Origin of the sequence: Streptomyces sp. MZ04 (assembly GCF_004684775.1) — a bacterium.
In the GTDB taxonomy this organism is placed as follows: Bacteria; Actinomycetota; Actinomycetes; order Streptomycetales; family Streptomycetaceae; genus Streptomyces.
This window is the reverse complement of record NZ_SRIC01000007.1, coordinates 23,604-49,978: the sequence shown is the minus strand read 5'-3', so window position 1 is coordinate 49,978 and position 26,375 is coordinate 23,604. Positions and strand designations below refer to the sequence as shown.

Sequence of the window (26,375 nt, the reverse complement as noted above, 5' to 3'; positions counted from 1 at the left end):
GCGCGGTCGCTCGGGCGCCTCAGGCGTCAGGCGACCGCGCTCAGCGTGTCCGCGAGGCGGCGCCGGGCCGCCCGCGACGCCGGGAGCGCGGCCAGCGAGGCGGCGCCCAGAACCGCTGCCGCGCCGAAGAGCATCAGCAGAGCGGGGGACGGCACCCGTGCGATGCCGGCGCCGATGCCGTTCGACCGCCCCTGGGCGTCGATCAGCCAGTGCGCGAGGGGCAGCCCAAGGGCCGTGCCGGTGAGCGCGGCGGCCAGGGCGGTGCACCCCGTCGCCGTCACCGCGACCGCCGTGATCTGCCGTGGCGACAGGCCGATCGCCTTGAGGGCGAGCAGATCCCGTTCCCCTTCGCGCACCGTGCCGCCGATCGCGGTCAGCAGCTCGATGAGCCCGATCAGGGCGAGGACGGCGATCAGACCGATGACCACGGAGCGCAGGGGCGAGAGCCCGTCGGCCGGGTTGGTCACGGCGTGGACATCGAGCTGTCCCCGCGAGGTCTTCGTCAGCTCGGCGCCGACCGCGGCGGGGTCCGCGCCGGGGCGCAGCTGGAGCTGGTAGAGCGTGGGCCGGAGCTTCGGGTCGTTCTCCCGCAGCGTGTCCAGCGAGGTGGAGATGACCCGGCCGCCGTTCTCCGGCTCGATGTTGCGGCCCACGATGTGCAGGATCTGCGGGCGTCCGCCCACCGTCATCCGCACCCAGTCACCGACGCGTACGTCCAGCGCGTCGAGGAGCCCCTGTCCGGCCACCGCCTCGTCCGGGCCACGCGCCGGGCGGCCCTCGGCCAGGGTGAAGGGGTACGGGTTCTTGTACGTGCCGAGGCCGCGCAGCGCGATGGTGCCGGTCTGGCCGGGGACGAGGGCGGCCACCTCGATGCCCGGATGGACCGCGGTGACCTGCCGGTTTCCGGCGAGCAGGTCCCGCGCCCCGGAGTCGGTCAGGTCCTCGTCGGCGCGGGCGGTGAGCGCGGCGGCGATGCCGAGCTCCCGGGGCTCGTCGTGAAACCGGTCGATGGTGGTCCAGGCGCTCAGCGCGACCACGATCAGGAGGAGCGGCAGGGCGAGGCGGGCGATGGCGGACAGGGAGCGCGGCCGCAGCGTGAACGCCTTGTGCCAGCCGAGGACCAGTGCGGGCGGCAGCCGCAGCCCCAGCGCCCCGCGCGCCACCCCGGACAGCCGCCCGCCCGGCGCCGCAGCGGCCCGTAGCACCGGCACGGAGGGCACCCGCCCGGCCCGCCACGCGGCGAGCCCCGTCATGGCGCCGATGAAGAGCACCGCGGCGGCCGGCACACCGAACAGCGCCGCCGTATGCCCCGGAAGCCCCTGCCACACGCCGACCGCGTCGCCGAGCCGCCCCGGGACACGGCTGCCCAGCGTCTGGATGAGAGCCGTCGCCACCGCGGCGCCGAGCAGCGCGTACGCCAGATGCTGGACGAGGAAGCTGCGCACCACCTGGCCGGGGGTGAAGCCGATGGCCTTCAGGACCGAGATGTCGCGCAGATGGCCCCGGATACGGGTGTCGATGGCGCCGTACACGGCGAGGGCGGCGGCGACCAGGGCGCCAAGGCCGAAGAGGCCGAGCACCTGGCCGAGCAGCCGGTTGCCGCCCTGGGCCTCGGCGCGCGCCTGCTGCCAGTGGGAGACCTGGGTGACCGCTCCGGCGCCCAGGGTCGTGACGGCGCGCTGCACCGCGTAGTCCGTGTCGTCGGGGTCGGCGAGGCGAAGGCCGACGACCTGGCCCGACCGTCCGTCGGTCCGCTGCACGACGGACGGGGGCGCCCAGACCAGGCCTGACCGCTCCCCGGGGCTGTAGCCGGGCTCGGCGCTGTCGGCGACGCCGAGGACGGTCAGGGTGCGCGCGGTGCCGGGCAGCTTCAGGGTGTCGCCGGGCTCGGCCCACAGCGCGCGGGCGAGGCCGTGTTCGAGGACGACGCCGTCCGGTGTGGCCGGGTCCAGCCAGCGGCCCGAGGTGAGCAGGGGGCGCCCGGTGGCGGGTGGTGCGCCGGTGGCTCCGCGCAGTTCGACGGAGGCACGGGCGCCGTGCGACTCGACGGCGGTCGCGGCGGTCCGGTACGGCCCCGAGACGGACTCGACGCCGCCGATACGGGCAAGCCGCCCCGCGTCGGTGGAGGCCCCGGTGTGGATCCACACATGGGCGCCCCGTGACTGGGCGAAGACGCGCTGCCAGGGGTTGGTGGCGTACCCGAAGAGGGCCGCGGCGAGCAGCAGCGAGGCGACGATCCCGGTGGTGGCGAGCACGATGAACAGGGCTTCGCCGCGATGTGTCCGCAGATCGGCGTGCGCCCAGCGCAGGGTGGCCCGCATGGGGTCAGTCCTTCAGTTCGAGCACGCCGGAGATGCCGGTGCCGCGCGGCAGCGTGCCGCCGAGATCGGCGTCGTCGGCGATCCGGCCGTCGAAGAAGCTGATGACGCGGTCCGCGGAGCTCGCGAGCCGTGCGTCATGGGTGACCAGCACAATCGTCTGACCGCGCTGGTGGAAGCGGGACAGCAGGCGCATCACCTCGCGCGTCCCCTTGCTGTCCAGGCTGCCCGCGGGCTCGTCGGCCAGGAGCAGGGAAGGGTGGTTGACCAGGGCGCGGGCCAGGGCGACGCGCTGCTGCTCGCCGCCGGACAGCTCGCCCGGCATGCTGCGCTCCTTGCCCTCGAGGCCCAGCTCGGAAAGGAGCTCCTCGCGTTCGGCACGCGCCTGTTTCGGCGAGGTCCCGGCGAGCAGCGCGGGCAGCTCCACGTTGTCGGCGACCGACAGATTGGACACGAGGTTGAAGAACTGGAAGACGATGCCGATCCGGCGCCGGCGCTCCACCGCCCAGCGCGCCTCGCTGTAGGAGTCGGTGGACTCGCCGTCCAGGCGGATGCTGCCGCTGTCCGGCCGCTGGAGCCCGCCGAGCAGATGCAGCAGGGTCGACTTCCCGGCGCCGGAAGGCCCGGTGACGGCCACGAACTCGCCCTGCCGTATGCAGAGATCGACACCGCGTACGGCGGGGGCGGGTGCGCCCTCGCCGTAGTGGGTCTTGACCAGGCCCTCGGCCTCGAGCAGGGGAGGCACGGGAGACGGCGCGGAGGGACTGTCGTTCACTCCAGTTCCTCCAGCTCTTCCTGGCACCGCTCGAGCCAGTCGAGATCGGCCTGCAGATGCAGCATGGCGCCCTCGATCAGCAGGTGGGAGATGCGGTTGTCCCGGTTCTCGGCCGCGGACAGCTTCGACAGATCGCGCATGGTGTTCAGGTACTGGCGCCGCTGTTTGTTGATCAGGGCGATCTGGTCGGCGAGACCGGTCCGCGGGGCGAGCGCGAGCTTCATGAAGAACTCGTCCCGTACCCGTGGCTCGTCCGCCGTCTCCTCGTACCAGGCGTGCAGCGCTTCCCGCCCGGCGTCGGTGAGGTGGTAGATCTTCTTGTTGGGCCGGCTCGACTGCTCGACCTCCTCGCCGTCGATCAGTCCCGACTTCTCGAGGCGGCCCAGCGTCACATAGATCTGGCCGACGTTCGGCTGAGGGTACGCGGAGCCGAGGAGTTGCTCAAGGTCCTGCTTGAGCTCGTAGCCGTGGGCCGGGCCTCGCGCCAGGAGGGCCATGAGGGGCAGCCGCACTCGTGCTCTCCTCCTCGCATCCTCGTATTGTGCTCCAGGCCCTAGTATCGCCCATACCTAACGGGTATACATGGCCCCTGACGCGGGCGAAGGTGCCGGGCGCCGGTGTACAGGGAGGAACCTATGCGGTGGATACGTGCCGCGGGTAGGGGACTCCTGGTCATCGCCGTGATCCTGTCCGGGTACGCCGCATCGGGAACCCGGTCCGACACGGCACGCGGCGACGGACGCGGCCCCCTCACGCTGGCGACCGCGGGCGACCTCACCGGTTATCTGGGACCGCTGCTCGAGGGCTGGAACCGCACCCATCCCGGCGAGAAGGTCACCCTCGTCGAACTCCCGGACTCCGCCGACGAGACCCACGCTCAGATGACCACCGACCTGCGCTCGGGGGACAGCCGCTTCGACGTGCTCAACATCGACGTCGCCTGGACCTCGGAGTTCGCCGCAGCGGGCTGGATCTCCCCGCTGCGGCGCGACGGCTTCCCGCTCAAGAGCTTCCTGCCGCCGGTCGTGGACACGGCCACGTACGACGGGAAGCTGTACGCGGTTCCCTACGTCACCAACGCCGGGCTGCTCCTGTACCGCAAGGACGTCCTGGCCAAGGAAGGCATCGAACCGCCGCGCACCTGGGCCGAGCTTGAACGGGCGGCGAGGACCGTCGCCCCCAAGTACGGGCTCGACGGATACGCGGGCCAGTTCCTCCCCTACGAGGGGCTCACCGTGAACGCAGCCGAGGCGGTCTACTCGGCGGGCGGCACGATCCTCGGCGACGAGGGCGAGCGCGTCACCGTCAACTCCGCGGCGGCCCGCGAGGGCATCGGGTTCCTCGCCCGCGGGGTGCGCGAGGGCTGGATCCCGAAGAAGGCCCTGACGTACAAGGAAGAGGAGTCCCGGCAGGCCTTCCAGGACGGCAGGCTGCTCTTCCTGCGCAACTGGCCGTACGCGTACGTCAGCGCGTCCGGCGAGAAGTCCGAGGTCGCCGGGAAGATCGGTGCCGTGCCGCTGCCGGGGTCCGACGGCCCGGGGACGAGTGTGCTCGGCGGCTCGAACCTCGCCGTCAGCTCGCATGCGCGGCACCCCGATTCCGCCGCCCGCCTCCTCGCGTATCTCACCGGCGAGAAGGTGCAGCGGCAGGTGCTCACGCGGGGCGCGCTGCCGCCCGTGCGGGCCGCGCTCTATCAGGACCCCGGTCTCATCCGGAGGTTCCCGTATCTGCCGACGCTGCGGGCGAGCGTGCTCGCGGCGGCGCCGCGTCCCAAGAGCCCCCGCTACGACCAGGTGAGCCTGGCCGTGCAGGCCGCCGTGCATGACGCCATGGCCGGGCATCAGACGCCCGAGGCGGCGGTGCGGCGCCTCGCCCGGGAGCTTGCGGCCATCTCGCGCTAGCTGCGCTAGTTACACGTTAGGTATCTGAGGCGAGCCTCAGGGGCCTCATAGGTGCCGAAAACTCTGGACATAACGACTCAACTCGCCACGGCTTTCTGCCTACTCGTTGACACCCGCGCGACACGTCTACTTAACATGCATGCATAACCGCTCGGGTCGCGGTCGGCTCTCGGCCGCACACCCCTCGCGCACTTCGGCGCGCCTTCTCAGCACTTCCAGCACTTCCAGCACTTCCAGCACTTCACGTAGACAGGTCAACGGGTCATGCTCACAGCCCCGGCCGGCGACGGCCTCGCGCGCCCCCACACGCACCACTGGTGGCGGGACGCAGTGATCTACCAGGTGTACGTCCGCAGCTTCCTGGACAGCACCGGTGACGGCATCGGCGATCTCGCCGGGGTCCGCGCGGGACTGCCGTATCTGAAGAAACTCGGCGTCGACGGCATCTGGCTGAGCCCCTTCTACCCCTCGCCCCAGCACGACCACGGCTACGACGTCGCCGACTACTGCGACGTGGACCCGATCTTCGGCAACCTCGCCGAGTTCGACCTGCTGATGACCGACGCCCGGCGCCTGGGCGTCAAGGTGCTCCTGGACATCGTCCCCAACCACTGCTCCAGCGACCACGACTGGTTCCGCGAGGCGCTCACCGCGGAGCCCGGCAGCGCGGCGCGCGCCCGCTTCCACTTCGCCGAGGGCCGCGGCCCGCACGGCGAGGAGCCGCCCAACAACTGGCACGCCATGTTCGGCGGCCCCGCCTGGACCCCCGTCACCGAGCCGGACGGCACCCCCGGCCAGTGGTACCTGCACATGTTCACGCCCGAGCAGCCGGACCTGAACTGGCGCAACCCCGAGGTCGGCGCCCACTTCGAGCACGCGCTGCGGTTCTGGCTCGACCGGGGCGTCGACGGCTTCCGCATCGATGTCGCCGCCGGGCTCTTCAAACACCCCGGCCTGCCCGACTCGCCGGACCCCGAGGCCGACGCCCGCACCCGCGACTCCGTCAACCCCCTCGCCTGGAACCAGCCCGAGGTGCACGACGTATGGCGGCACTGGCGGGCGGTGTGCGAGGAGTACACCGCGCGCGACGGCCACGAACGCCTCCTCGTCGGCGAGGTCTCCGTGCCGACCGCCCGCGAACACGCCCAGTACGTACGCCCCGACGAACTCCACCAGGCGTTCTTCTTCGACCTGTTGGGCGCGCCCTGGGACGCGGACGCCTTCCGCAAGGTCATCACGGAGGCGATGCGGGACATCGCGGGCACGGGCTCCACGGTCACGTGGGTGCTCAACAACCACGACCAGGTCCGCACGGTCACGCGGTACGGCGAGTCCGGCACCGAGGGCAGCGGCCTCGGCGCGACCCGGGCGCGGGCCGCGGCGCTGCTCATGCTGGCGCTGCCCGGAGCCGCGTACATCTACCAGGGCGAGGAGCTCGGCCTTCCCGAGGTCGACGACCTGCCCGACGAGGTGCTCACCGACCCGATCTTCCACCGCACCGGAAGCCGGGCCCGGATCCGCGACGGCTGCCGGGTGCCGCTGCCGTGGTCGGGGCACGCGTCGCCGTTCGGCTTCACCTCCGGGGCCGAGGGCGCCAAGCCGTGGCTGCCGCAGCCCGCGTGGTTCGCCGAGCACGCCACCGACCGCGCCCTCGCCGACACCCGCTCCTTCTGGCACCTCTACCGCGACGGACTCCAACTGCGCGCCGGGCTGCCCCAGTTGGGCGAAGGCTCGCTGCGCTGGCTGCAGACGCCGCCCGGGGTCCTCGCCTTCGTCCGCGGCGACGGCCTGGTGTGCGCGGTCAACTTCGGTACGGCCCCGGTGCCCGCGCCCGTCTCCGGCGCCCCGCTGCTGTCCAGCGGGCCGTGCCCGACCGGCGTCCTTCCCGGCTCCACCGCCGCCTGGTGGATCAGCGACTGCACCAACCCCTGAGATCCGTTACATCCGCTCGATCCGACACCCCGTCAACTCCTTTGCCCCCGAAGGGACATCAACGATGATGCGACGACGTATCACCCTTGCCGGCTGCACCGCCCTCGCCCTGGCCATGGGCGCCACCGCCTGCGGCGGTGGCGACGTCAGCGCCGGCGGCGGCGACAAGTCGCTCGACGGCCAGACGATCACCGTCGCCGGCGTCTGGTCCGGCAGCGAGCAGAAGAACTTCCAGAAGGTGCTCGACGCCTTCGGCGAGGAGACCGGGGCCAAGGTCCAGTTCGTCTCCACCGGTGACAACGTCTCCACTGTCGTCGGCAGCAAGATCGAGGGCGGCAACGCCCCCGACGTCGTGATGGTCCCGCAGGTCGGCGTCCTGAAGCAGTTCGCGAAGAAGGGCTGGCTCACGCCCCTGTCCCAGAAGACCGAGCAGGCCGTCGACGCCAACTACGCGAGCGTGTGGAAGAAGTACGGCAGCGTCGAAGGCGCCCTCTACGGCCTGTACTTCAAGGCCGCGCACAAGTCGACCGTCTGGTACAGCCCCGACGCCCTCGACCAGGCAGGGGTCAAGACCCCCAAGACGTACGAGGAGATGCTCAAGGCGGGCCGGACGGTCTCCGACTCGGGGCTCGCCGCCTTCTCCGTCGCGGGACAGGACGGGTGGACCCTCACCGACTGGTTCGAGAACATCTACCTCTCGCAGGCCGGGCCCGGGAAGTACGACCAGCTCGCCGCGCACAAGATCAAGTGGACCGACCCGTCCGTCGTCGACGCGCTCACCACCCTCGGCAAGCTCTTCAAGGACGACCAGCTGATCGCGGGCGGCCAGAAGGAGGCCCTGAGCACCGACTTCCCGGGCTCCGTCGAGAAGGTCTTCGGGCCCGAGCCCGAGGCGGGCATGGTCTACGAGGGCGACTTCGTGGCCGGTGTCGCCAAGGACCAGTTCGACAAGAAGATCGGTGCGGACGCCGACTTCTTCCCCTTCCCCGCGGTCGACGGCGGCAAGGCGCCCGTGGTCAGCGGCGGTGACGCCGCGGTCGCCCTGAAGGACGGCAAGAACCAGAAGGGCGCCACGAAGCTCCTGGAGTACCTGGCGACCCCCGAGGCGGCGGCCGTCTGGGCCGAGGCGGGCGGCTTCCTCTCCCCGAACAAGAAGGTCGACCTCGCCTCGTACGGCGACGACGTCACCCGCGAGACCGCCAAGTCCCTTGTCGGCGCCGGTGATTCGGTCCGCTTCGACATGTCCGACCAGGCCCCCGCGGCCTTCGGCGGCACCAAGGGCATGGGCGAGTGGAAGCTCCTCCAGGACTTCCTGCGCGACCCGTCGGACCCGAAGGCCACGGCGCAGCGGCTCGAAGCCGCGGCGGCCAAGGCCGACAAGGGCTGATCGCCATGACCGCCACCTCCGCCGGGACGCCGAGCCCGCCGGCCGCCAAGACGCCGGGCGCCGCCGGCAAGGCCCCGAGGCCCCCGGGCACCGAGGCCGCCCGGCGCAGGCGCCGCGGGCGGGTCATCGCCGTCGTCTTCGTCCTTCCCGCCCTGCTCCTGCTCGGCGCCCTCGTCGTCTACCCCGTGCTGTTCTCGGCGGGACGCAGCCTCTTCGACGCCTCCGGCACGAAGTTCGTCGGCGGCGACAACTACACCGAGATGTTCCGCGACCCGGCCACGCTCAAGGCCATCCGCAACAGCGTCATCTGGGTGGTCATCGCCCCGACCCTGCTCACCGGGCTCGGCCTGATCCTCGCCGTCCTGGTCGAGAAGATCCGCTGGGCCACCGCGTTCAAGCTGCTCCTCTTCATGCCCATGGCGGTCTCCTTCCTCGCCGCGGGCATCATCTTCCGGCTCGCGTACGACGAGGACCCCGACAAGGGCGTCCTGAACGCCGCCGTCGTGGGCGTGCACGACGCCTTCGAGGGCACCTCCTCCTACCCGACCGCGCGTGCCCGTGACGGCCAGGGCCTGACCAAGGGCGCCGACGGCTCGTACCGCACGACCGCCGCCGCGTCCCCCGGCCACACGGTCGGCCTCGGGCTCGTCGGCGTCGCGCCCAAGGACCTGCCCGAGGACGCCGAGCCCGCGTACGCGGCGGCCGGGCGGACGGCCGGCGCGCACGAGCTGCGCGGTGTCGTCTACCTGGACTTCATACCCGGCGGGGGAGGGAAGCAGGGCGAGACGGACCGGGCCGAGAGCGGACTGCCCCAGATGCGGGTGGAGGCGGTGCGGGGCGGCGAGACGGTCGCGAGCGCCACCACCGGCACCGACGGCTCCTTCCGCTTCACGGACCTCGACCCCGGTGCGACGTACACCGTGCACCTGCCCGCGAAGAACTTCGCCGCGCCCTACGAAGGCGTCTCCTGGCTGGGCCCGGCCCTCGTCACCCCGGCCATCATCGGCGCGTATCTGTGGATCTGGACGGGCTTCGCCATGGTGCTCATCGGCGCCGGGCTCGCGTCGCTGCCGCGCGATGCCCTGGAAGCGGCCCGGATGGACGGCGCCAGTGAGTGGCAGGTCTTCCGCCGGATCACCGTGCCGCTGCTCGCGCCCGTCCTCACCGTGGTCTTCGTGACCCTGGTGATCAACGTGATGAAGGTATTCGACCTCGTCTACATCATCGCGCCGGGGCCCGTGCAGGAGGACGCCACGGTCCTCGCCACCCAGATGTGGCTCGTCTCCTTCGGCGGCGGCAACAACCAGGGCCTCGGCAGCGCGCTCGGCATGCTCCTGCTGCTCCTGGTGATCCCCGCCATGGTGTTCAACGTCCGCCGCTTCCGCAGGAGTCAGTCATGACCGTCACCACTCCCGACCGGCAGGCCGTGACGCCGGACAAGGAACCGGCGGCCGTCGCACCCGCCACCCGCCCCCGCCCCAAGGGCCGCATCGGCCGCTGGCTCGGCAGCAGCCTGGTCCAGGCGTTCCTCGTGGTCGTCGCGCTGGTCTGGATCACCCCGCTCGCCGGGCTCTTCCTCTCCTCGCTGCGCTCCGCCAAGGACACCGCGAGCGGCGGCTGGTGGACCTCTCTGAGCAGCCCGGCACAGCTTTCCTTCGACAACTACTCGGCGCTGCTCGACAACACCGGGATGACGAAGGCGTTCTGGAACACCGTCCTGATCTCGGTGCCCGCCACCGCTCTGGTCGTCGTCATCGCGGCCCTCGCCGCGTACGCCTTCGCCTGGCTGGAGTTCCCCGGCCGGGACCCGCTGTTCCTGCTCGTGGTGGCGCTGCTCGTGGTGCCGATGCAGATCGGCCTGCTTCCGGTGGCCAAACTCTTCGGCGAGCTGGGTCTTTTCGGCACCATCCCGGGCGTGGTGCTCTTCCACGTCGCCTACGGACTGCCGTTCGCCGTCTTCCTGCTGCGCAACTACTTCGCGGAGATACCGAAGGAGATGCTGGAGGCGGCCCGGATGGACGGCGGGACCGAGTGGCGGATCTTCACGCGGCTCGTGCTGCCGGTGGGGCGTCCGGCCATCGCGAGCCTGGCCATCTTCCAGTTCCTCTGGGTGTGGAACGACATGCTGGTGGCGCTGCTCTTCGCCGACAGTTCCTCGCAGCCGCTGACCGTGGAACTGCAGTCGCAGATCCGCCAGTTCGGCAGCAACATCGACGTGCTCGCGCCCGGTGCGTTCCTCTCGCTGGTCGTCCCGGTGGTCGTGTTCTTCGCGTTCCAGCGGCACTTCGTGCAGGGGGTGATGGCGGGCTCCGTCAAGTGAGCCCGCGCATACGGGCGTTGACCGTACCTACGAGAGTTGCCCGTACGTACGACGCGCCGCGGCCCGGTCCCCACGAGGAGGACCGGGCCGCGGCGCGTGCGTCGTCGCTGCCGTCAGGCCGAAGCCGGCGGATACAGATCGCGCGGCAGCTGCGAGGCCGCCGCCGCGTCCAGCAGCCACAGCGTCCGCGACCTGCCGTACGCGCCCGCCGCCGGTGCCTGGATCTCGCCCGCGCCGGAGAGGGCGATCGCCGCGGCGTTCGCCTTGTCCTCGCCCGCCGCGAGCAGCCACACCTCGCGGGCCGCCCGGATCGCCGGGAGCGTGAGCGTGATGCGGGTGGGCGGCGGCTTGGGCGCGCCGTGCACGCCGACCACCGTGCGCTCCGTCTCGCGGACCGCGGGCAGCTCCGGGAAGAGCGAGGCGACATGGGTGTCCGGGCCGACGCCCAGCATCAGCACGTCGAACGTCGGCACCGGGCCGTGGTCCTCGGGCCCCGCGGCCGCGGCGAGCTCGGCCGCGTAGACCTCGGCGGCCGCGTCCGGCTCGTAGGCGCCGTCCGAAGCGGGCATCGGATGCACCCGCGCCGGGTTGAGCGGCACCGAGTCGAGCAGCGCCTCCCGGGCCTGGGTGTAGTTGCGCTCCGGGTCGCCGTCCGGCAGGAAGCGCTCGTCGCCCCACCACAGGTCGAGGCGCGACCAGTCGACCGCGTCCTTCGCCGGGGCCGAACTCAGCGCCGCCAGAAGGCCGTTGCCGTTGCGGCCGCCGGTGAGGACCACCGACGCATAGCCCCTGGCGGACTGCGCGTCGACGATCTTCGTGATGAGGCGGGCCGCCGCGGCCTGCGCCATCAGCTCCTTGTCGCGGTGCACGACGAGCTGCGGGGCCGCGCTCACTTCGCCGCCGCCTTCTTCGCCGGTGCCTTCTTGGCCGGAGCCCGGTCCGCCTTCTTCGGCTCGTCGGCGGGCTGCTCGGCAGCCGGCGCCGCCGTCTGCGCCGCGGGCTCACCGAGCCGCTCCACGCCGTACCTCAGCGCGGAGGCGTAGGTGTCGTCCGGGTCCAGGCGGCGCAGCTCCTCGGCGATCAGCTCGGCCGTCTCGCGGCGCTTGAGCGCCACCGCGCGGTCGGGCTGCCCCTGGACTGAGAGCGTGGCGAGCGAGCCGTCGGGGCGGCCGAGCACGATGGGACCGCAGTCGGTTTCCATGCGTACGCAGGTCAGACCCGGGCCCGCCGAGAGCGAGCGCTTCACGGGGACGTCGAGCCGGTCCGCGAGCCACATACCGAGCAGCTCGCAGCTCGGGTTGAACTCTTCGCCCTCCACCTCGACCGAGGTGACCTTGCAGGTGACCTGGTCGAGTGCGGCCGCGAGCATCGAGCGCCACGGCGTGATCCGGGTCCAGGACAGGTCCGTGTCGCCGGGGTGGTACGCCTCGGCGCGCGCGGCCAGCTCGTGGACCGGCTGCTCCGCGGCGTAGGTGTCCGTGACGCGGCGCTGGGCCAGGGCGCCCAGCGGGTCGTTGGACGGGTCCAGCGGGGCGTTCACCGGCCACCAGACGACCACGGGGGCGTCGGGGAGCAGCAGCGGCAGGACGACCGACTGGGCGTGGTTGATGACCTCGCCGTAAAGCCGCAGGACGACCGTCTCGCCGGTGCCCGCGTCCGCGCCCACCCGCACCTCGGCGTCCAGGCGCGAGCTGGTGCGGTCACGGGGCGAGCGCGCGGCGCGCTTGATGACGACCAGGGTGCGCGAAGGGTGCTCGCGGGACGCTTCGTTGGCGGCCTTCAGGGCGTCGTAGGCGTTCTCCTCGTCGGTGACGATGACGAGGGTGAGCACCATGCCGACGGCCGGGGTGCCGATCGCCCTGCGGCCCATGACGAGCGCTTTGTTGATCTTGCTGGACGTGGTGTCCGTAAGGTCGATCTTCATGGCCGACGCCAGCTCCGTCCGTCTCGTGCGAGCATTTCGTCCGCCTCGGTCGGGCCCCAGGTGCCTGCCGCGTACTGCGCGGGCTTGCCGTGCCTGTCCCAGTACTCCTCGATCGGGTCGAGGATGTTCCAGGACAGCTCGACCTCCTCCGTGCGCGGGAAGAGGTTGGCGTCGCCGAGCAGGACGTCCAGGATCAGACGCTCGTACGCCTCGGGGCTTGACTCGGTGAAGGACTCGCCGTACGCGAAGTCCATCGACACGTCCCGGATCTCCATCGAGGTGCCGGGCACCTTCGAGCCGAACCGGACCGTGATGCCCTCGTCGGGCTGGACGCGGATGACGATCGCGTTCTGACCCAGCTCCTCCGTCGCCGTGTGGTCGAAGGGCGAGTGGGGCGCGCGCTGGAAGACGACCGCGATCTCCGTGACGCGACGGCCCAGACGCTTGCCCGTGCGCAGGTAGAAGGGGACGCCCGCCCAGCGCCGGTTGTCCACCTCCAGCTTGATGGCCGCGTAGGTGTCGGTCTTCGACTTGGGGTCGATGCCGTCTTCCTGGAGATAGCCGACGGCCTTCTCGCCGCCCTGCCAGCCCGCCGCGTACTGCCCGCGGACGGTGCTCTCGCCGAGGTCCTTGGGCAGCCGGACGGCGCCCAGAACCTTCGCCTTCTCGGCGACGAGCGCGTCCGCGTCGAAGGAGGCGGGCTCCTCCATCGCAGTCAGCGCCATCAGCTGGAGCAGGTGGTTCTGGATGACGTCGCGGGCGGCGCCGATGCCGTCGTAGTAGCCGGCGCGGCCGCCGATGCCGATGTCCTCGGCCATGGTGATCTGGATGTGGTCCACGTACGACCGGTTCCAGATCGGCTCGAACATCTGGTTGGCGAAGCGCAGCGCCAGGATGTTCTGGACGGTCTCCTTGCCGAGGTAGTGGTCGATCCGGAACACCTGGTCCGGGGCGAACACCTCGTGCACGATCGAGTTGAGGTCCTGGGCGGAGGCCAGGTTGTGCCCGAAGGGCTTCTCGATGACCGCGCGCCGCCAGGACCCGTCGGGGGCGTCCGCGAGCCCGTGCTTCTTGAGCTGCTGGACGACGTCGGGGAAGAACTTCGGCGGCACGGAGAGATAGAAGGCGAAGTTGCCGCCCGTGCCCTGCGCCTTGTCGAGGTCCTGGATGGTGGCCTTGAGCTGCTCGAAGGCGTCGTCGTCGTCGAAGTTGCCCTGGACGAAGCGCATGCCCTGGATCAGCTGCTGCCAGACCTCCTCGCGGAAGGGTGTGCGCGCGTGCTGCTTGACCGCGTCGTGCACCTCCTGCGCGAAGTCCTCGTCCTGCCACTCGCGCCGGGCGAAACCAATAAGGGAAAAGCCCGGCGGAAGAAGGCCTCGGTTGGCGAGGTCATAGACAGCGGGCATCAGCTTTTTACGGGACAAATCGCCCGTGACGCCAAAGATGACCAGGCCCGACGGCCCCGCGATACGCGGGAGCCGTCGGTCTGCGGCGTCACGCAGCGGATTGCTGCTTGACAAGATGGTCAGCCCTCCGAAGGGGTGAGGCGCTTGAGCTCCGCCTCGGTGGACTTGAGCAGGTCGTTCCAGGACGCCTCGAACTTGTCGACGCCCTCGTCCTCCAGAAGCTGCACGACATCGTCGTAGCTGACGCCGAGCTTCTCGACGGCCTCGATCTCGCCGCGCGAGGCGTCGTACGTGCCCGCCACGGTGTTGCCGGTGATCTGGCCGTGGTCGGCGGTGGCCTCCAGGGTGGCCTCCGGCATCGTGTTCACCGTGTTCGGCGCGACCAGGTCGTCGACGTACAGGGTGTCCTTGTACGCCGGGTCCTTGACGCCGGTCGAGGCCCACAGCGGACGCTGCTTGTTGGCCTGCGCCTTGTCGAGCGCGGCCCAGCGGTCGGAGGAGAAGACCTCCTCGTACGCCTCGTACGCCAGACGCGCGTTGGCGAGCGCGGCCTTGCCCTTGAGGGCCTTGGCCTCGTCGGTGCCCAGGGCGTCGAGGCGCTTGTCGATCTCGGTGTCCACGCGGGACACGAAGAAGGACGCCACCGAGTGGATCTTGGAGAGGTCCAGGCCCGCGGCCTTCGCCTTCTCCAGGCCCGCCAGGTACGCGTCCATGACCTCGCGGTAGCGCTCGAGCGAGAAGATCAGCGTCACGTTCACGCTGATGCCCTTGCCGATGACCTCGGTGATCGCGGGCAGGCCCGCCTTCGTCGCCGGGATCTTGATGAGGGTGTTGGGACGGTCCACCAGCCAGGCGAGCTGCTTGGCCTCGGCGACCGTCGCCTCGGTGTTGTGCGCCAGGCGCGGGTCGACCTCGATCGACACGCGGCCGTCCTGGCCGCCCGTCGCGTCGAACACCGGGCGCAGGATGTCGGCGGCGTCACGGACGTCCGCCGTCGTGATCATGCGGATGGCCTCTTCGACGGTGACCTTGCGGGCGGCGAGGTCGGCGAGCTGCTGCTCGTAACCGTCACCGCTGCTGATCGCCTTCTGGAAGATCGACGGGTTCGTGGTGACACCCACGACGTGGCTCTGGTCGATCAGTTCGGCGAGGTTGCCGGACGTGATCCGCTTGCGCGACAGGTCGTCCAGCCAGATCGCGACGCCTTCGTCGGAGAGGCGCTTGAGTGCGTCTGTCATGGGAATTACATCTCCTACTTGATGGTATGTCGGCGTCAGCGCTGAGCGGCGTCGATCTCAGTAGTTGAATCCAATGCAGCCCGGGCGGCCGCGGTGACCGCGTCGGCAGTGAACCCGAACTCACGGAACAGCACCTTGCCGTCCGCGGAAGCACCGAAGTGCTCCAGCGACACGATGCGCCCGGCGTCGCCCACGAAGCGGTGCCAGGTCAGGCCGATGCCCGCCTCGACCGCCACGCGCGCCTTCACCGACGGCGGAAGCACGCTGTCGCGGTAGCTCTGGTCCTGCTCCTCGAACCACTCGACGCACGGCATCGAGACGACGCGCGTCGGGACGCCGGCCGCCTGCAGCTGCTCGCGCGCCTCGACGGCGAGGTGCACCTCGGAGCCGGTGCCGATGAGGACGACCTCGGGGGCGGGGCCGTCGGCCTCGAACAGGACGTAGCCGCCCTTGGCCGCGCCCTCGGTGACCTCGCGGTCGTACGTCGGCACGCCCTGACGGGTCAGCGCCAGGCCGTGCGGGGCGCCCTTGCCGAACACCTTGGTGTAGCGCTTGAGGATCTCGCGCCACGCGACGGTGGTCTCGTTCGCGTCCGCCGGGCGGACCACGTTCAGGCCCGGGATGGCGCGCAGCGATGCCAGGTGCTCGACCGGCTGGTGCGTCGGGCCGTCCTCGCCGAGACCGATGGAGTCGTGCGTCCACACGTACGTCACCGGCAGGTGCATCAGCGCGGACAGGCGGACGGCGTTGCGCATGTAGTCGGAGAACACCAGGAAGGTGCCGCCGTAGATGCGGGTGCCGCCGTGCAGCGCGATGCCGTTCATCTCCGCGGCCATGGAGTGCTCGCGGATGCCGAAGTGGATCGTGCGGCCGTACGGGTCGGCCTCCGGCAGCGGGTTGTCCGCAGGGAGGAACGACGACGTCTTGTCGATCGTCGTGTTGTTCGAGCCCGCGAGGTCGGCCGAGCCGCCCCACAGCTCGGGGACGACCGCGCCGAGCGCCTGCAGGACCTTGCCGGACGCGGCACGCGTCGCGACGCCCTTGCCCGCCTCGAAGACCGGGAGCTTCTCCTCCCAGCCGGCCGGCAGCTCGCCCGCGGCGATGCGGTCGAACTCCGCGGCGCGCTCCGGGGAAGCGGTGCGCCAGGCGGCGAAGCCCTTCTCCCACTCGGCCTTGGCGTCACGGCCGCGGTCGAGCGCCTCGCGGGCGTGCGCGAGGACCTCGTCGGCGACCTCGAAGCTCTGCTCCGGGTCGAAGCCGAGGACACGCTTGGTGGCCGCGACCTCGTCGGCGCCGAGCGCCGAGCCGTGCGCGGCCTCGGTGTTCTGCGCGTTCGGCGCGGGCCAGGCGATGATCGAGCGCATCGCGATGAAGGACGGCTTGTCCGTCACCGCCTTCGCGGCCTGGATCGCGGCGTAGAGGGCGGCCGGGTCGAGGTCGCCGTTCTCCTTGGGCTCCACGCGCTGGACGTGCCAGCCGTAGGCCTCGTACCGCTTGATGGTGTCCTCGGAGACGGCCGTCTCCGTGTCGCCCTCGATGGAGATGTGGTTGTCGTCCCACAGCAGCACGAGGTTGCCGAGCTTCTGGTGCCCGGCCAGCGAGGACGCCTCCGAGGAGATGCCCTCCTGGAGGCAGCCGTCACCGGCGATCGCGTAGATGTAGTGGTCGAACGGCGACTCGCCATCGGCGGCCTCCGGGTCGAACAGGCCACGCTCGTAGCGGGCGGCCATCGCCATGCCCACGGCGTTCGCGACGCCCTGGCCCAGCGGGCCCGTCGTCGTCTCCACGCCCGTGGTGTGCCCGTACTCCGGGTGGCCGGGGGTCTTCGAACCCCAGGTGCGGAACGCCTTCAGGTCATCGAGCTCCAGGCCGAAGCCGGCCAGGTAGAGCTGGATGTAGAGGGTCAGGGACGAGTGGCCCGCGGACAGCACGAACCGGTCGCGCCCGGTCCACTCGGCGTCGGCGGGGTCGTGCCGCATCACCTTCTGGAAGAGGGTGTACGCGGCAGGCGCGAGGCTCATGGCCGTACCCGGATGGCCGTTGCCGACCTTCTGTACGGCGTCGGCGGCCAGGACGCGGGCGGTGTCAACAGCCCGCTGGTCCAGTTCGGTCCACTCGAGGTCAGTGGCGGTCGGCTTGGTGCTCACCCTGGGTCAGGGCTCCTCTCCACATGTCGAATGCCGGCGATGTAGATCCCACCGGCCGATGTCGAGCCTACCGCTGTAAAGACGTGCATTTTTTCGAGTCATTCCAGACTGCCGGGACGCGCCGGGATCCGCCTGCCGAAAGGGATCCACGCCGTTCACCATGTGAAGTCGGAGCCGCTCAGATGGACTGTGTGAACGAGTGCCGGGCCGCTCATCTGAACGGGTGTCGCACCGCGTTTCCGGACGTTTCCAGGGCGCCCAACACGCCGCTCAACACGACCCCACCCCCGCGAAGGGCGAGGTATGGGCAACGTCTACAGTGGCGTGGTACGCGCGAGCCTTTACCGGATCTTCATCTCTGAACGTCCGACGCGGCTTGCTGGGAAGTCTCTGTCAGGGGTGTGCGTGACGGCCGTTGAATCCCGTCCAGCGGGGTCGCTAGGGACGAGCTCTAGCCCGAGCCACCGGCCGTTCGGGGCCCGTGTCATGGCGTTCGTGGCGCTGACCAAGCCGCGGATCATCGAGCTCCTCCTGATCACCACCGTTCCGGTGATGTTCCTCGCCGAGCAGGGTGTGCCCGACCTGTGGCTGGTCCTGCTGACCTGTGTCGGCGGCTACCTCTCCGCGGGCGGCGCCAACGCGCTGAACATGTACATCGACCGCGACATCGACGCGCTGATGGACCGTACGTCGCAACGGCCCCTGGTCACCGGCATGGTGAGCCCCCGCGAATGCCTGGTCTTCGGCATCTCGCTCGCGGTGATCTCCACGCTCCTGTTCGGCCTGGCCGTCAACTGGCTCTCGGCCTGGCTCTCCCTGAGCGCACTGCTCTTCTACGTGGTCGTCTACACGATGATCCTGAAGCGCCGCACCTCGCAGAACATCGTCTGGGGCGGCATCGCGGGCTGTCTGCCGGTCCTCATCGGCTGGTCCTCGGTCACCGACTCCATGTCGTGGGCGCCGGTCATCCTCTTCCTCGTCATGTTCTTCTGGACGCCGCCGCACTACTGGCCGCTGTCCATGAAGGTGAAGGACGACTACGCGCGCGTGGGCGTGCCGATGCTGCCGGTCATCGCCTCCAATAAGGTCGTCGCCCGCCAGATCGTCCTCTACAGCTGGGTCATGGTCGCCGTCTCCCTGCTGCTGCAGCCGCTCGGCTACACCGGCTGGTTCTACACCGTGGTCGCCCTGCTGTCCGGCGGCTTCTGGCTGTGGGAGGCGCACGGCCTGCAGACCCGCGCCAGGGCCGAGGTCACGGGCGGCAAGCTCAAGGAGATGCGGCTGTTCCACTGGTCGATCACCTATGTCTCGCTGCTGTTCGTGGCGGTGGCGGTGGATCCCTTCCTCCGCTAGGCGCTCCGCTGGGAGGCCGGTGCGGAACGTGCGGGCCGTCGGTGGCTGGTCGCGCAGTTCCCCGCGCCCCTCACGGGGCGCGGTTCGCTGCGTGGGCGATGCCACTCCCCCCGCCTGTCGCCAGACGATCTACCCGTCGGTAGCATCCTGCCCATGGCAGACACGCAGCAGGTGGACGACAGCAAGAAGGCCGCCAAGGCCGAGCGCCGGGCGGCCAAGCTGGCGAAGGAGATCGGGACCTTCGCCCGGGCGCACGGTGGTGCCGAGGGGCAGATCGCGTACATCGGGCACGAGGGCACCCGCATCGTCCTGGTCGGCGAGGACGGCGGCTGGGGCGACCTGGTGGCGCCCAGCTACGCCATCGCGCAGAGCGCCGTGGAGAAGGCCGGGATCACCGTCCACGAGAACTTCGACGGCGATTTCGCGGCCAAGGTGAAGACCGGGCCCTACGAGTGGACGCGCATGGCGGGCATTCAGCTCGGCGGGCCCAGCAACGGCTGACGGCTCGCGGCCGATGTCGTACAGACTGGCCGAAAGCAACACCTGACGCCCGGGTCACCCGTTAGGACCGTAGGAGCACGGTCCGCCTACCGGGAGCCCGGATGATCGAAACGCCGTCCCTGGTGGACCAGTACTGCCATGGCGTGCTGCGTACGGAGCTGGGCCTCGGCACCTTCGAGGCCCACCTCGGCCGCGGCGAGGGCCCGCCCGCGCCCGGCACCACCTTCTTCGACACCCAGACGGGCTTCGCGGTACGCCGCTGGTGCCCGCCGCTGCTCGGTCTCGAACCGCACTGCCCGCCCGCCCGCTATCTCGCCCGCCGTCGCGACCTCGGCGTACTGGAGTCGGGCCGGAGGCTGTTGCGGGGCAGCGGCATCACGACGTATCTCGTCGACACCGGGCTGCCCGGAGATCTCACCGGGCCCACCGAGATGGCGTCCGCAGGCGCCGCCGACGCGCACGAGATCGTCCGCCTGGAATTACTGGCCGAACAGGTCGCCGACACCTCCGGCACCGTCGACTCCTTCCTCGCCAATCTGGCCGAGTCCGTGCACGCGGCGGCCGCGGGCGCCGTCGCCTTCACCTCGGTCGCCGGCGTCCGGCACGGTCTCGCCCTGACGCCCGAACCGCCGGGGCCCGGGGAAGTGCGGGGCGCCGCGGGGCGCTGGCTCTCGGGGCGGCAGGTGGGCGGCGCCCTTGGCGACCCCGTACTGCTGAGGCATCTGCTGTGGATCGCCGTCGCATCGGGGCGCCCGCTGCAGCTGCACGCGGGGGCCGGGGACCCGCAGGCGTACTTCGGCGGCTTCGCGCGGGCGACCGCGGGGCTCGGCACCGATCTCGTACTGCTGCACGGCTACCCCTACCACCGGGGCGCCGCCCATCTCGCGGGCGACTTCCCGCACGTGTACGCCGATCTGGGCCCCGCGCTCGTGCGTACCGGGGCGCGTGCGGCCGCCGTGCTCGCGGAGATCCTGGAGCTGGCGCCGTTCGGCAAGGTGCTCTTCTCCAGCGGCGCGCACGGGCTTCCCGAGCTGCACGTGGTGGGCGCGCGGCTGTTCCAGGAGGCGCTGGGCAGGGTGCTCGGCGGCTGGGTCGTGGAGGGTGCGTGGTCGCTGGCGGACGCGCAGCGGGTGGCGGGGCTCGTCGCGGCGGGCAACGCCCGCCGTGTGTACGGGCTTTCGGAGGAGGGCTGAAGGGCCCCGGCCTCACACGGTTGGGCTCAGACGGCCGAAAGGCGGGACTCGTCGGCCTGCGCCGGGACCTCCACCGTGGTCAGCGGGCGCTCGCGCATCGAGAGGAGCACCCTCATCACGCCGATCCACACCAGACACGAGCCGAGCATGTGCATGCCCACCAGGACCTCGGGCAGGTCCGTGAAGTACTGGACGTAGCCGATGGCGCCCTGGCCGAGGAGGATCAGGAACAGGTCACGCGTGCGGTGCAGCGGGCCCTTGGGCGCGTCGACGGCCTTGAGGACGAACCACAGGGCGAACGTCAGCGTCACCACGATCCAGGCGAGGACCGCGTGCGCCTTGCTGACCGTCTCCCAGTCGAAGCCCATCCGCGGCACCTCGCTGGAGTCGCCCGCGTGCGGTCCGGAGCCCGTCACGACCGTACCCACGGCGATCAGCAGACCGGACGTCACGACCAGGACCCACACCAGCTGCGCCACGGCCTTGCCGACCAGCGGGCGCGTCTCGGCGTCGCCCTCGCGGGTGCGCTGCCACATCGTGACGGCGACCGCGATCAGGGCGGAGGAGAGCAGGAAGTGCGCCGCGACCGTGTAGGGGTTCAGGCCGACGAGAACCACGATGCCGCCGAGTACGGCATTGCCCATGACCAGCCAGAACTGGGCCCAGCCGAGCCGGGTGAGGCTGCGCCGCATCGGCTTCTGGGAGCGCGCCGCGATGATGGCCCAGCCGACGGCCGCGCTCAGCACGTACGCCAGCATGCGGTTGCCGAACTCGATGTAGCCGTGGACGCCCATCTCGCTGGTCGCGGTCAGGGAGTCGTCCGTGCACTTGGGCCAGGTCGGGCAGCCGAGGCCCGAGCCGGTCAGGCGGACGGCGCCGCCGGTGACCACGATGCCCACCGTCATCACGAGCGAGATCATCGCCGCGCGCCGGACGGTCCGCTGCTGCGGGGTCCAGCGTTCGGCGATGTAGGCGAGCGGGTTGCGCACGGCTTGAGCGACGTCGGCTCGGGTCACGTTTGGCACGGGCCCCATCGTAGGGGGCCGCTTGTGCACGCCTTCACGAGGGGGACGTATGCGGCGCATTTGTGACGCCGGTTACTCCCGTACGGACGCTGGATTACTCCCAGCGGAAGAACTTCGCCGCCGCGCCGAGCCCGAGAACCGCCCACACGGCAAGGATCGCGAGGTCGCCCCACGGCATGCCCGCGCCGTGCTGGAGCACGTCCCGAAGCCCGTCCGAGAGCGCGGAGATCGGCAGAAGACCGAGCACCGACTGGGCGGCGTCCGGGAACTTGTCGAGCGGCACGATGACGCCGCCGCCCACGAGCAGGAGCAGGAAGACCAGGTTCGCGGCGGCGAGCGTCGCTTCCGCCTTCAGGGTCCCGGCCATCAGCAGGCCGAGCCCGGAGAAGGCGGCCGTGCCGAGGATCAGGAGGAGGAGTACGGCGACGGGGTTGCCCTGTGGCGACCAGCCGAGCGCGAACGCGATGACCGTGAGCAGCACGATCTGCAGGACCTCGGTGACCAGGACCGAGAGGGTCTTGGCCGCCATCAGGCCCCAGCGGGGCAGCGGCGAGGCGCCGAGCCGCTTGAGCACGCCGTAGCGCCGCTCGAAGCCCGTCGCGATGGCCTGCCCGGTGAAGGCGGTCGACATCACGGCGAGCGCGAGGATGCCGGGCGTGAGGAAGTCCACGGCCTCGCCCTTGCCCGTGTCGACGATGTCGACGGCGCTGAACAGGACGAGGAGCAGTGTGGGGATGACGACCGTGAGCAGCAGCTGCTCGCCGTTGCGCAGCAGCATCTTCGTCTCGAGCACCGCCTGCGTGGCGATCATGCGGGGGAGCGGGGCGGCGCCCGGCTCCGGCGTGTACGTACCGGCGGCGCTCATCCGCGCAGCTCCTTGCCTGTGAGCTCCAAGAACACGTCTTCGAGGGTGTGGCGCTCGACCGCGATCTTCTCCGGCATGACGCCGTGCTGGGCGCACCAGGAGGTGACGGTGGCGAGCAGCTGCGGGTCGACCGTGCCGCTCACGCGGTAGGCGCCGGGGGTGAGTTCGGCGGCGGCGGAGTCCGGCGGGAGTGCCTTGAGGAGCGAGCCGACGTCGAGTCCGGGGCGGCCGGAGAAGCGCAGGGTGTTCTCGGCGCCGCCCCGGCACAGCTCCTCGGGGCTGCCCTCGGCGATGACCTTGCCCGCGTCGATGATCGCGACGTCGTCGGAGAGTTCCTCGGCCTCGTCCATGTGATGCGTGGTGAGGATGACGGAGACTCCGTCGCGCCGCAGATCGCGTACGAGATCCCAGGTGGCCCGGCGTGCCTGCGGGTCGAGGCCCGCGGTGGGCTCGTCCAGGAAGACCAGCTCGGGCCTGCCGACCACGGCCATCGCGAGCGCGAGGCGCTGCTGCTGGCCGCCGGACAGGCGCCGGTAGGTGGTGCGGCCGCAGCTCTCCAGGCCCAGGCGCTCGATCAGTGCGCCCACGTCCAGGGGGTGTGCGTGCAGCTTCGCCACGTGGCGCAGCATCTCGTCGGCGCGGGCGCCGGAGTAGACGCCCCCGGACTGGAGCATCACGCCGATGCGGGGGCGCAGGGCGCCGGCCTGTGTGACCGGGTCGAGGCCCAGGACGCGGACCGTGCCCGCGTCCGGCCTGCGGTAGCCCTCGCAGGTCTCGACGGTGGTGGTCTTCCCGGCGCCGTTCGGCCCGAGGACCGCGGTGACGGTGCCCGCACGGACCCGGAGGTCGAGGCCGTCCACCGCGGTCTTCTTGCCGTACCGCTTGACCAGGCCGGTGACCTGGACGACGGACTCAGTTCCCATGGCGGGAAGTCTAGAGAGGGTCACAAGGCCCGCGGGCACGGGGCTCCTAGCCGGCCCACTCGGCGCGCGAGCGGTGCGTGTCCAGCCAGCGCTCGGCGTACGCGACGGCGTCGGCCACCGGGAAGAGCCGCGCCGTTGCCGCGCCCACCGTCCCCCGCACGACGGGACGGTCCCGCTCGAAGTCCGAGCCGAGCTCGTCGAAGCGCTCCTCGGAGATGGAGGGCTCGCGCACCGTCGTCCAGCGGCGTCCCTCCGGTGTCATGACCGCGAAGGAGTTCTCGACCTCGGGGGCGGGAATCCGGTACTCGGCCAGATGGAAGGCGGTGCAGGAGTCGAAGCCCGCGCCGAGCAGCAGCACCCGGGCACCCGACTCCTCCAGGCGGGCCAGCGGGCTGCGCTCGCCGAGGCGGCAGTCAAGGGCGTGCCCGTCCATGAGGGCCCCGGCGCGCGGGCCGACCGCCGCGAAGGAGGTCTGCGGGTGCGCGCTGCGGACGGCGCCGGGCCAGGTCCGCACGGTCTCCGGGATCACGCCGACGCCACGGGTGGGGGCCGTGCGCGGGTCGTACGCCGGGATGGAGGCGCGGATCTCGGGCCACCAGGACTCGGGCACGGGCGGGTTCTCCCAGCCGGCCGGATCGGAGTTGTCGCCGGACTGCGTGGGGACCACCAGCGTGCCGTTTTCGCCCAGGGCGTCGAGCAGTGCTTGCACGACGGCGATCCGGCCGCCGCTGACCCAGCCGAGCGCGCTGAGCGAGGAGTGCGCGAGGAGGGTCTCGCCGGGCCGCACGCCGAGCTCGCGGAGGTCGGCGGCGAGAGACGTCCGCGTGCACAAAGGGCCGGTGGGAGGGGGTGTGGGCATGGTTCGGGAGTCTCCTCGGCCCCGCTACGGCCCGCCACCGATTTGATCGATCAGTGATCATTTCCGCAGGTCATCTTAGGTATGCCTAAGTGATGTAGCGCACCGGACCGTGATCCGGACGCGGGTTGTCAGGCTCTGAGGAATTACGCAACAATGGCGTTGTGAAAAACGTTGGCGAGGTTCCGCAGGAGGAACTCGCGACCGGGGAGCGGTCTACGCGCAACCGGGTCGCGCGCTCCGTCCTGGATCACGGCCCGTCCACCGTCGCGGACCTCGCGAAGCGCCTCGGTCTCACCCAGGCGGCCGTCCGCAGGCACCTCGACACCCTCGTCCACGAGAACGTGGTCGAGCCCCGCGAGCAGCGGGTCTATGGCACGCGTACACGCGGGCGCCCCGCCAAGGTCTTCGCCCTGACCGACTGCGGCCGTGACGCCTTCGACCAGTCCTACGACAAGCTCGCCGCCGACGCCATGCGCTGGATCACCGAGCGGTACGGCGAGGGAGCGGTCGTCGAATTCGCCCGCGAGCGGATCGAGGGACAGGCCGAGGCCTACCGCGCAGCGATCGACGCGGCGCCCCCGGAGCGGCGCACCGAGGCTCTTGCGAAGGCGTTGACCCGCGACGGGTACGCTGCTACGGCTCGCAGCGCTCCGGTAGGCGAGCAGCTGTGCCAGCACCACTGCCCCGTCGCTCATGTCGCCGAGCAGTACCCGCAACTGTGCGAGGCGGAGACGGAGATCTTCTCCGTCCTGCTCGGAACGCATGTCCAGCGGCTCGCCACCATCGCCCACGGCGACGGCGTCTGCACGACGTTCATTCCCCGCAACACCCCACAGACCACACATAACGCATCTGCAAGCACGGCCGGGAGGAACCCCGCATGACTCTCCCCACGGAGACTGCCCACCCCGAACTCGAGGGTCTGGGTACGTACGAATACGGCTGGGCCGACTCCGACGCGGCTGGTGCCTCTGCCAAGCGCGGCATCAATGAGGACGTCGTCCGGGACATCTCGGCCAAGAAGTCCGAGCCGGAGTGGATGACCAAGCTCCGCCTCAAGGGCCTGCGCCTCTTCGACAAGAAGCCCATGCCCAACTGGGGCTCGGACCTGTCGGGCATCGACTTCGACAACATCAAGTACTTCGTGCGCTCCACGGAGAAGCAGGCGGAGTCCTGGGAGGACCTGCCCGAGGACATCAAGAACACGTACGACAAGCTCGGCATCCCCGAGGCGGAGAAGCAGCGCCTCGTCGCCGGTGTCGCGGCCCAGTACGAGTCCGAGGTCGTCTACCACCAGATCCGTGAGGACCTGGAGGAGCAGGGCGTCATCTTCCTGGACACGGACACGGCGCTGAAGGAGCACCCGGAGCTCTTCAAGGAGTACTTCGGCACGGTCATCCCCGTCGGTGACAACAAGTTCGCGTCGTTGAACACGGCCGTCTGGTCCGGCGGCTCGTTCATCTACGTCCCCAAGGGCGTGCACGTCGAGATCCCGCTCCAGGCCTACTTCCGCATCAACACGGAGAACATGGGCCAGTTCGAGCGGACCCTGATCATCGTGGACGAGGACGCCTACGTCCACTACGTCGAGGGCTGCACGGCGCCGATCTACAAGTCGGACTCGCTGCACTCCGCGGTCGTCGAGATCATCGTCAAGAAGGGCGGCCGCTGCCGCTACACGACGATCCAGAACTGGTCGAACAACGTCTACAACCTGGTCACCAAGCGCGCCGTGGCGTACGAGGGCGCGACCATGGAGTGGATCGACGGCAACATCGGCTCCAAGGTGACGATGAAGTACCCCGCCGTCTACCTGATGGGCGAGCACGCCAAGGGTGAGACGCTGTCCATCGCCTTCGCCGGCGAGGGCCAGCACCAGGACGCCGGTTCCAAGATGGTCCACATGGCGCCGAACACGTCCTCCAACATCGTGTCGAAGTCCGTGGCGCGTGGCGGCGGCCGCACCTCCTACCGCGGTCTCGTCGAGATCGGCGAGGGCGCTCACGGCTCGAAGTCGAACGTGCTCTGTGACGCACTGCTCGTCGACACGATCTCCCGCTCGGACACGTACCCGTACGTCGACGTCCGCGAGGACGACGTGTCCATGGGTCACGAGGCGACGGTCTCCAAGGTCTCCGACGACCAGCTCTTCTACCTGATGAGCCGCGGCATGACCGAGTTCGAGGCCATGGCGATGATCGTCCGCGGCTTCGTCGAGCCGATCGCCAAGGAGCTGCCCATGGAGTACGCCCTGGAGCTGAACCGGCTGATCGAGCTGCAGATGGAGGGTTCGGTGGGCTGAGGCCCC

22 protein-coding genes are annotated in these 26,375 nt (G+C 70.6%); 10 read left to right on the top strand and 12 right to left on the bottom strand.

What is annotated here, in order from left to right; all coding sequences use genetic code 11:
• Positions 1 to 26: 26 nt before the first annotated feature.
• From E2651_RS03360 to E2651_RS03350, 3 genes are read right to left on the bottom strand one after another with little or no spacing between them, the layout of a single operon-like run.
• Complete coding sequence (locus E2651_RS03360) at positions 27 to 2,321, bottom strand: ABC transporter permease (protein WP_135329440.1); 2,295 nt, start codon at positions 2,319 to 2,321, stop codon at positions 27 to 29.
• 4 nt (positions 2,322 to 2,325) lie between these two features.
• Positions 2,326 to 3,093, bottom strand: coding sequence for an ABC transporter ATP-binding protein (locus E2651_RS03355; RefSeq protein WP_135329439.1), 768 nt, complete (start codon positions 3,091 to 3,093; stop codon positions 2,326 to 2,328).
• On the bottom strand, positions 3,090 to 3,605 hold the full coding sequence (locus E2651_RS03350) for a PadR family transcriptional regulator (RefSeq protein WP_135329438.1): 516 nt from the start codon (positions 3,603 to 3,605) through the stop codon (positions 3,090 to 3,092). Before E2651_RS03350 ends, E2651_RS03355 begins: the two co-directional genes overlap by 4 nt.
• 123 nt (positions 3,606 to 3,728) lie before the next feature.
• Here E2651_RS03350 and E2651_RS03345 point away from each other — a divergent pair, with 123 nt between their 5' ends.
• From E2651_RS03345 to E2651_RS03325, 5 genes are all read left to right on the top strand, one after another.
• A complete protein-coding gene (locus tag E2651_RS03345; protein WP_135329437.1) occupies positions 3,729 to 4,994 on the top strand; it encodes an ABC transporter substrate-binding protein in 1,266 nt (421 codons plus the stop codon).
• A gap of 264 nt (positions 4,995 to 5,258) precedes the next feature.
• Positions 5,259 to 6,926: a glycoside hydrolase family 13 protein gene (locus tag E2651_RS03340; protein WP_135329436.1), complete on the top strand. Its 1,668-nt coding sequence runs from the start codon at positions 5,259 to 5,261 to the stop codon at positions 6,924 to 6,926.
• Positions 6,927 to 6,990: 64 nt separating this feature from the next.
• Positions 6,991 to 8,313 (top strand): ABC transporter substrate-binding protein, encoded by a 1,323-nt coding sequence (locus E2651_RS03335; RefSeq protein ID WP_135329435.1) that lies wholly within the window; start codon positions 6,991 to 6,993, stop codon positions 8,311 to 8,313.
• Positions 8,314 to 8,318: 5 nt separating this feature from the next.
• A complete protein-coding gene (locus tag E2651_RS03330) occupies positions 8,319 to 9,713 on the top strand; it encodes an ABC transporter permease subunit (protein ID WP_135329434.1) in 1,395 nt (464 codons plus the stop codon).
• Positions 9,710 to 10,633 (top strand): carbohydrate ABC transporter permease, encoded by a 924-nt coding sequence (locus E2651_RS03325; protein WP_245238538.1) that lies wholly within the window; start codon positions 9,710 to 9,712, stop codon positions 10,631 to 10,633. Before E2651_RS03330 ends, E2651_RS03325 begins: the two co-directional genes overlap by 4 nt.
• Positions 10,634 to 10,746: 113 nt before the next feature.
• On the opposite strand, the gene pgl is transcribed toward E2651_RS03325, so the two are convergent.
• Genes pgl through tkt form a run of 5 tightly spaced genes read right to left on the bottom strand, consistent with a single transcriptional unit; the run spans position 10,747 to position 17,348 of the window.
• The gene (pgl, locus tag E2651_RS03320; RefSeq protein ID WP_135329433.1) at positions 10,747 to 11,526 is read right to left on the bottom strand and encodes a 6-phosphogluconolactonase; all 780 of its coding nucleotides are present in this window, start codon (positions 11,524 to 11,526) and stop codon (positions 10,747 to 10,749) included.
• Entirely contained in the window at positions 11,523 to 12,557 is a 1,035-nt protein-coding gene (gene opcA / locus E2651_RS03315; protein ID WP_135329432.1) for a glucose-6-phosphate dehydrogenase assembly protein OpcA, read from the bottom strand. The genes pgl and opcA overlap by 4 nt, the downstream gene beginning before the upstream one ends.
• The gene (gene zwf / locus E2651_RS03310) at positions 12,554 to 14,086 is read right to left on the bottom strand and encodes a glucose-6-phosphate dehydrogenase (protein WP_167828680.1); all 1,533 of its coding nucleotides are present in this window, start codon (positions 14,084 to 14,086) and stop codon (positions 12,554 to 12,556) included. The genes opcA and zwf overlap by 4 nt, the downstream gene beginning before the upstream one ends.
• Positions 14,083 to 15,201 (bottom strand): transaldolase, encoded by a 1,119-nt coding sequence (tal, locus tag E2651_RS03305; RefSeq protein WP_135329430.1) that lies wholly within the window; start codon positions 15,199 to 15,201, stop codon positions 14,083 to 14,085. Before tal ends, zwf begins: the two co-directional genes overlap by 4 nt.
• A gap of 35 nt (positions 15,202 to 15,236) precedes the next feature.
• Positions 15,237 to 17,348, bottom strand: coding sequence for a transketolase (tkt, locus tag E2651_RS03300; protein WP_135329429.1), 2,112 nt, complete (start codon positions 17,346 to 17,348; stop codon positions 15,237 to 15,239).
• A gap of 399 nt (positions 17,349 to 17,747) precedes the next feature.
• Between tkt and E2651_RS03295 the strand changes: the two genes are divergently transcribed.
• The 3 genes from E2651_RS03295 to E2651_RS03285 all read left to right on the top strand — a co-directional run bounded on the left by E2651_RS03295 (position 17,748) and on the right by E2651_RS03285 (position 20,395).
• Positions 17,748 to 18,701 (top strand): heme o synthase, encoded by a 954-nt coding sequence (locus E2651_RS03295; RefSeq protein ID WP_135329428.1) that lies wholly within the window; start codon positions 17,748 to 17,750, stop codon positions 18,699 to 18,701.
• 153 nt (positions 18,702 to 18,854) lie between these two features.
• A complete protein-coding gene (locus tag E2651_RS03290) occupies positions 18,855 to 19,202 on the top strand; it encodes a hypothetical protein (protein ID WP_135329427.1) in 348 nt (115 codons plus the stop codon).
• 101 nt (positions 19,203 to 19,303) lie between these two features.
• Positions 19,304 to 20,395, top strand: a complete 1,092-nt coding sequence (locus tag E2651_RS03285) for an amidohydrolase family protein (RefSeq protein WP_135329426.1) — start codon at positions 19,304 to 19,306, stop codon at positions 20,393 to 20,395.
• 26 nt (positions 20,396 to 20,421) lie between these two features.
• Here E2651_RS03285 and E2651_RS03280 read toward each other — a convergent pair whose 3' ends face one another.
• The 4 genes from E2651_RS03280 to E2651_RS03265 all read right to left on the bottom strand — a co-directional run bounded on the left by E2651_RS03280 (position 20,422) and on the right by E2651_RS03265 (position 24,067).
• Complete coding sequence (locus E2651_RS03280; protein ID WP_245238537.1) at positions 20,422 to 21,429, bottom strand: COX15/CtaA family protein; 1,008 nt, start codon at positions 21,427 to 21,429, stop codon at positions 20,422 to 20,424.
• 85 nt (positions 21,430 to 21,514) lie between these two features.
• Positions 21,515 to 22,285, bottom strand: coding sequence for an ABC transporter permease (locus tag E2651_RS03275; protein WP_135329424.1), 771 nt, complete (start codon positions 22,283 to 22,285; stop codon positions 21,515 to 21,517).
• Positions 22,282 to 23,208 carry an ABC transporter ATP-binding protein gene (locus E2651_RS03270; RefSeq protein WP_135329423.1) on the bottom strand — a complete coding sequence of 309 codons (927 nt, stop codon included), beginning with the start codon at positions 23,206 to 23,208 and terminating at the stop codon, positions 22,282 to 22,284. The genes E2651_RS03275 and E2651_RS03270 overlap by 4 nt, the downstream gene beginning before the upstream one ends.
• A gap of 46 nt (positions 23,209 to 23,254) precedes the next feature.
• Positions 23,255 to 24,067: an AAC(3) family N-acetyltransferase gene (locus E2651_RS03265; RefSeq protein ID WP_135329422.1), complete on the bottom strand. Its 813-nt coding sequence runs from the start codon at positions 24,065 to 24,067 to the stop codon at positions 23,255 to 23,257.
• Positions 24,068 to 24,228: 161 nt separating this feature from the next.
• Here E2651_RS03265 and E2651_RS03260 point away from each other — a divergent pair, with 161 nt between their 5' ends.
• On the top strand, positions 24,229 to 24,951 hold the full coding sequence (locus E2651_RS03260) for a metalloregulator ArsR/SmtB family transcription factor (RefSeq protein WP_135329421.1): 723 nt from the start codon (positions 24,229 to 24,231) through the stop codon (positions 24,949 to 24,951).
• Positions 24,948 to 26,369, top strand: a complete 1,422-nt coding sequence (gene sufB, locus E2651_RS03255; protein WP_135329420.1) for a Fe-S cluster assembly protein SufB — start codon at positions 24,948 to 24,950, stop codon at positions 26,367 to 26,369. Before E2651_RS03260 ends, sufB begins: the two co-directional genes overlap by 4 nt.
• The last annotated feature ends 6 nt before the right edge of the window (positions 26,370 to 26,375 follow it).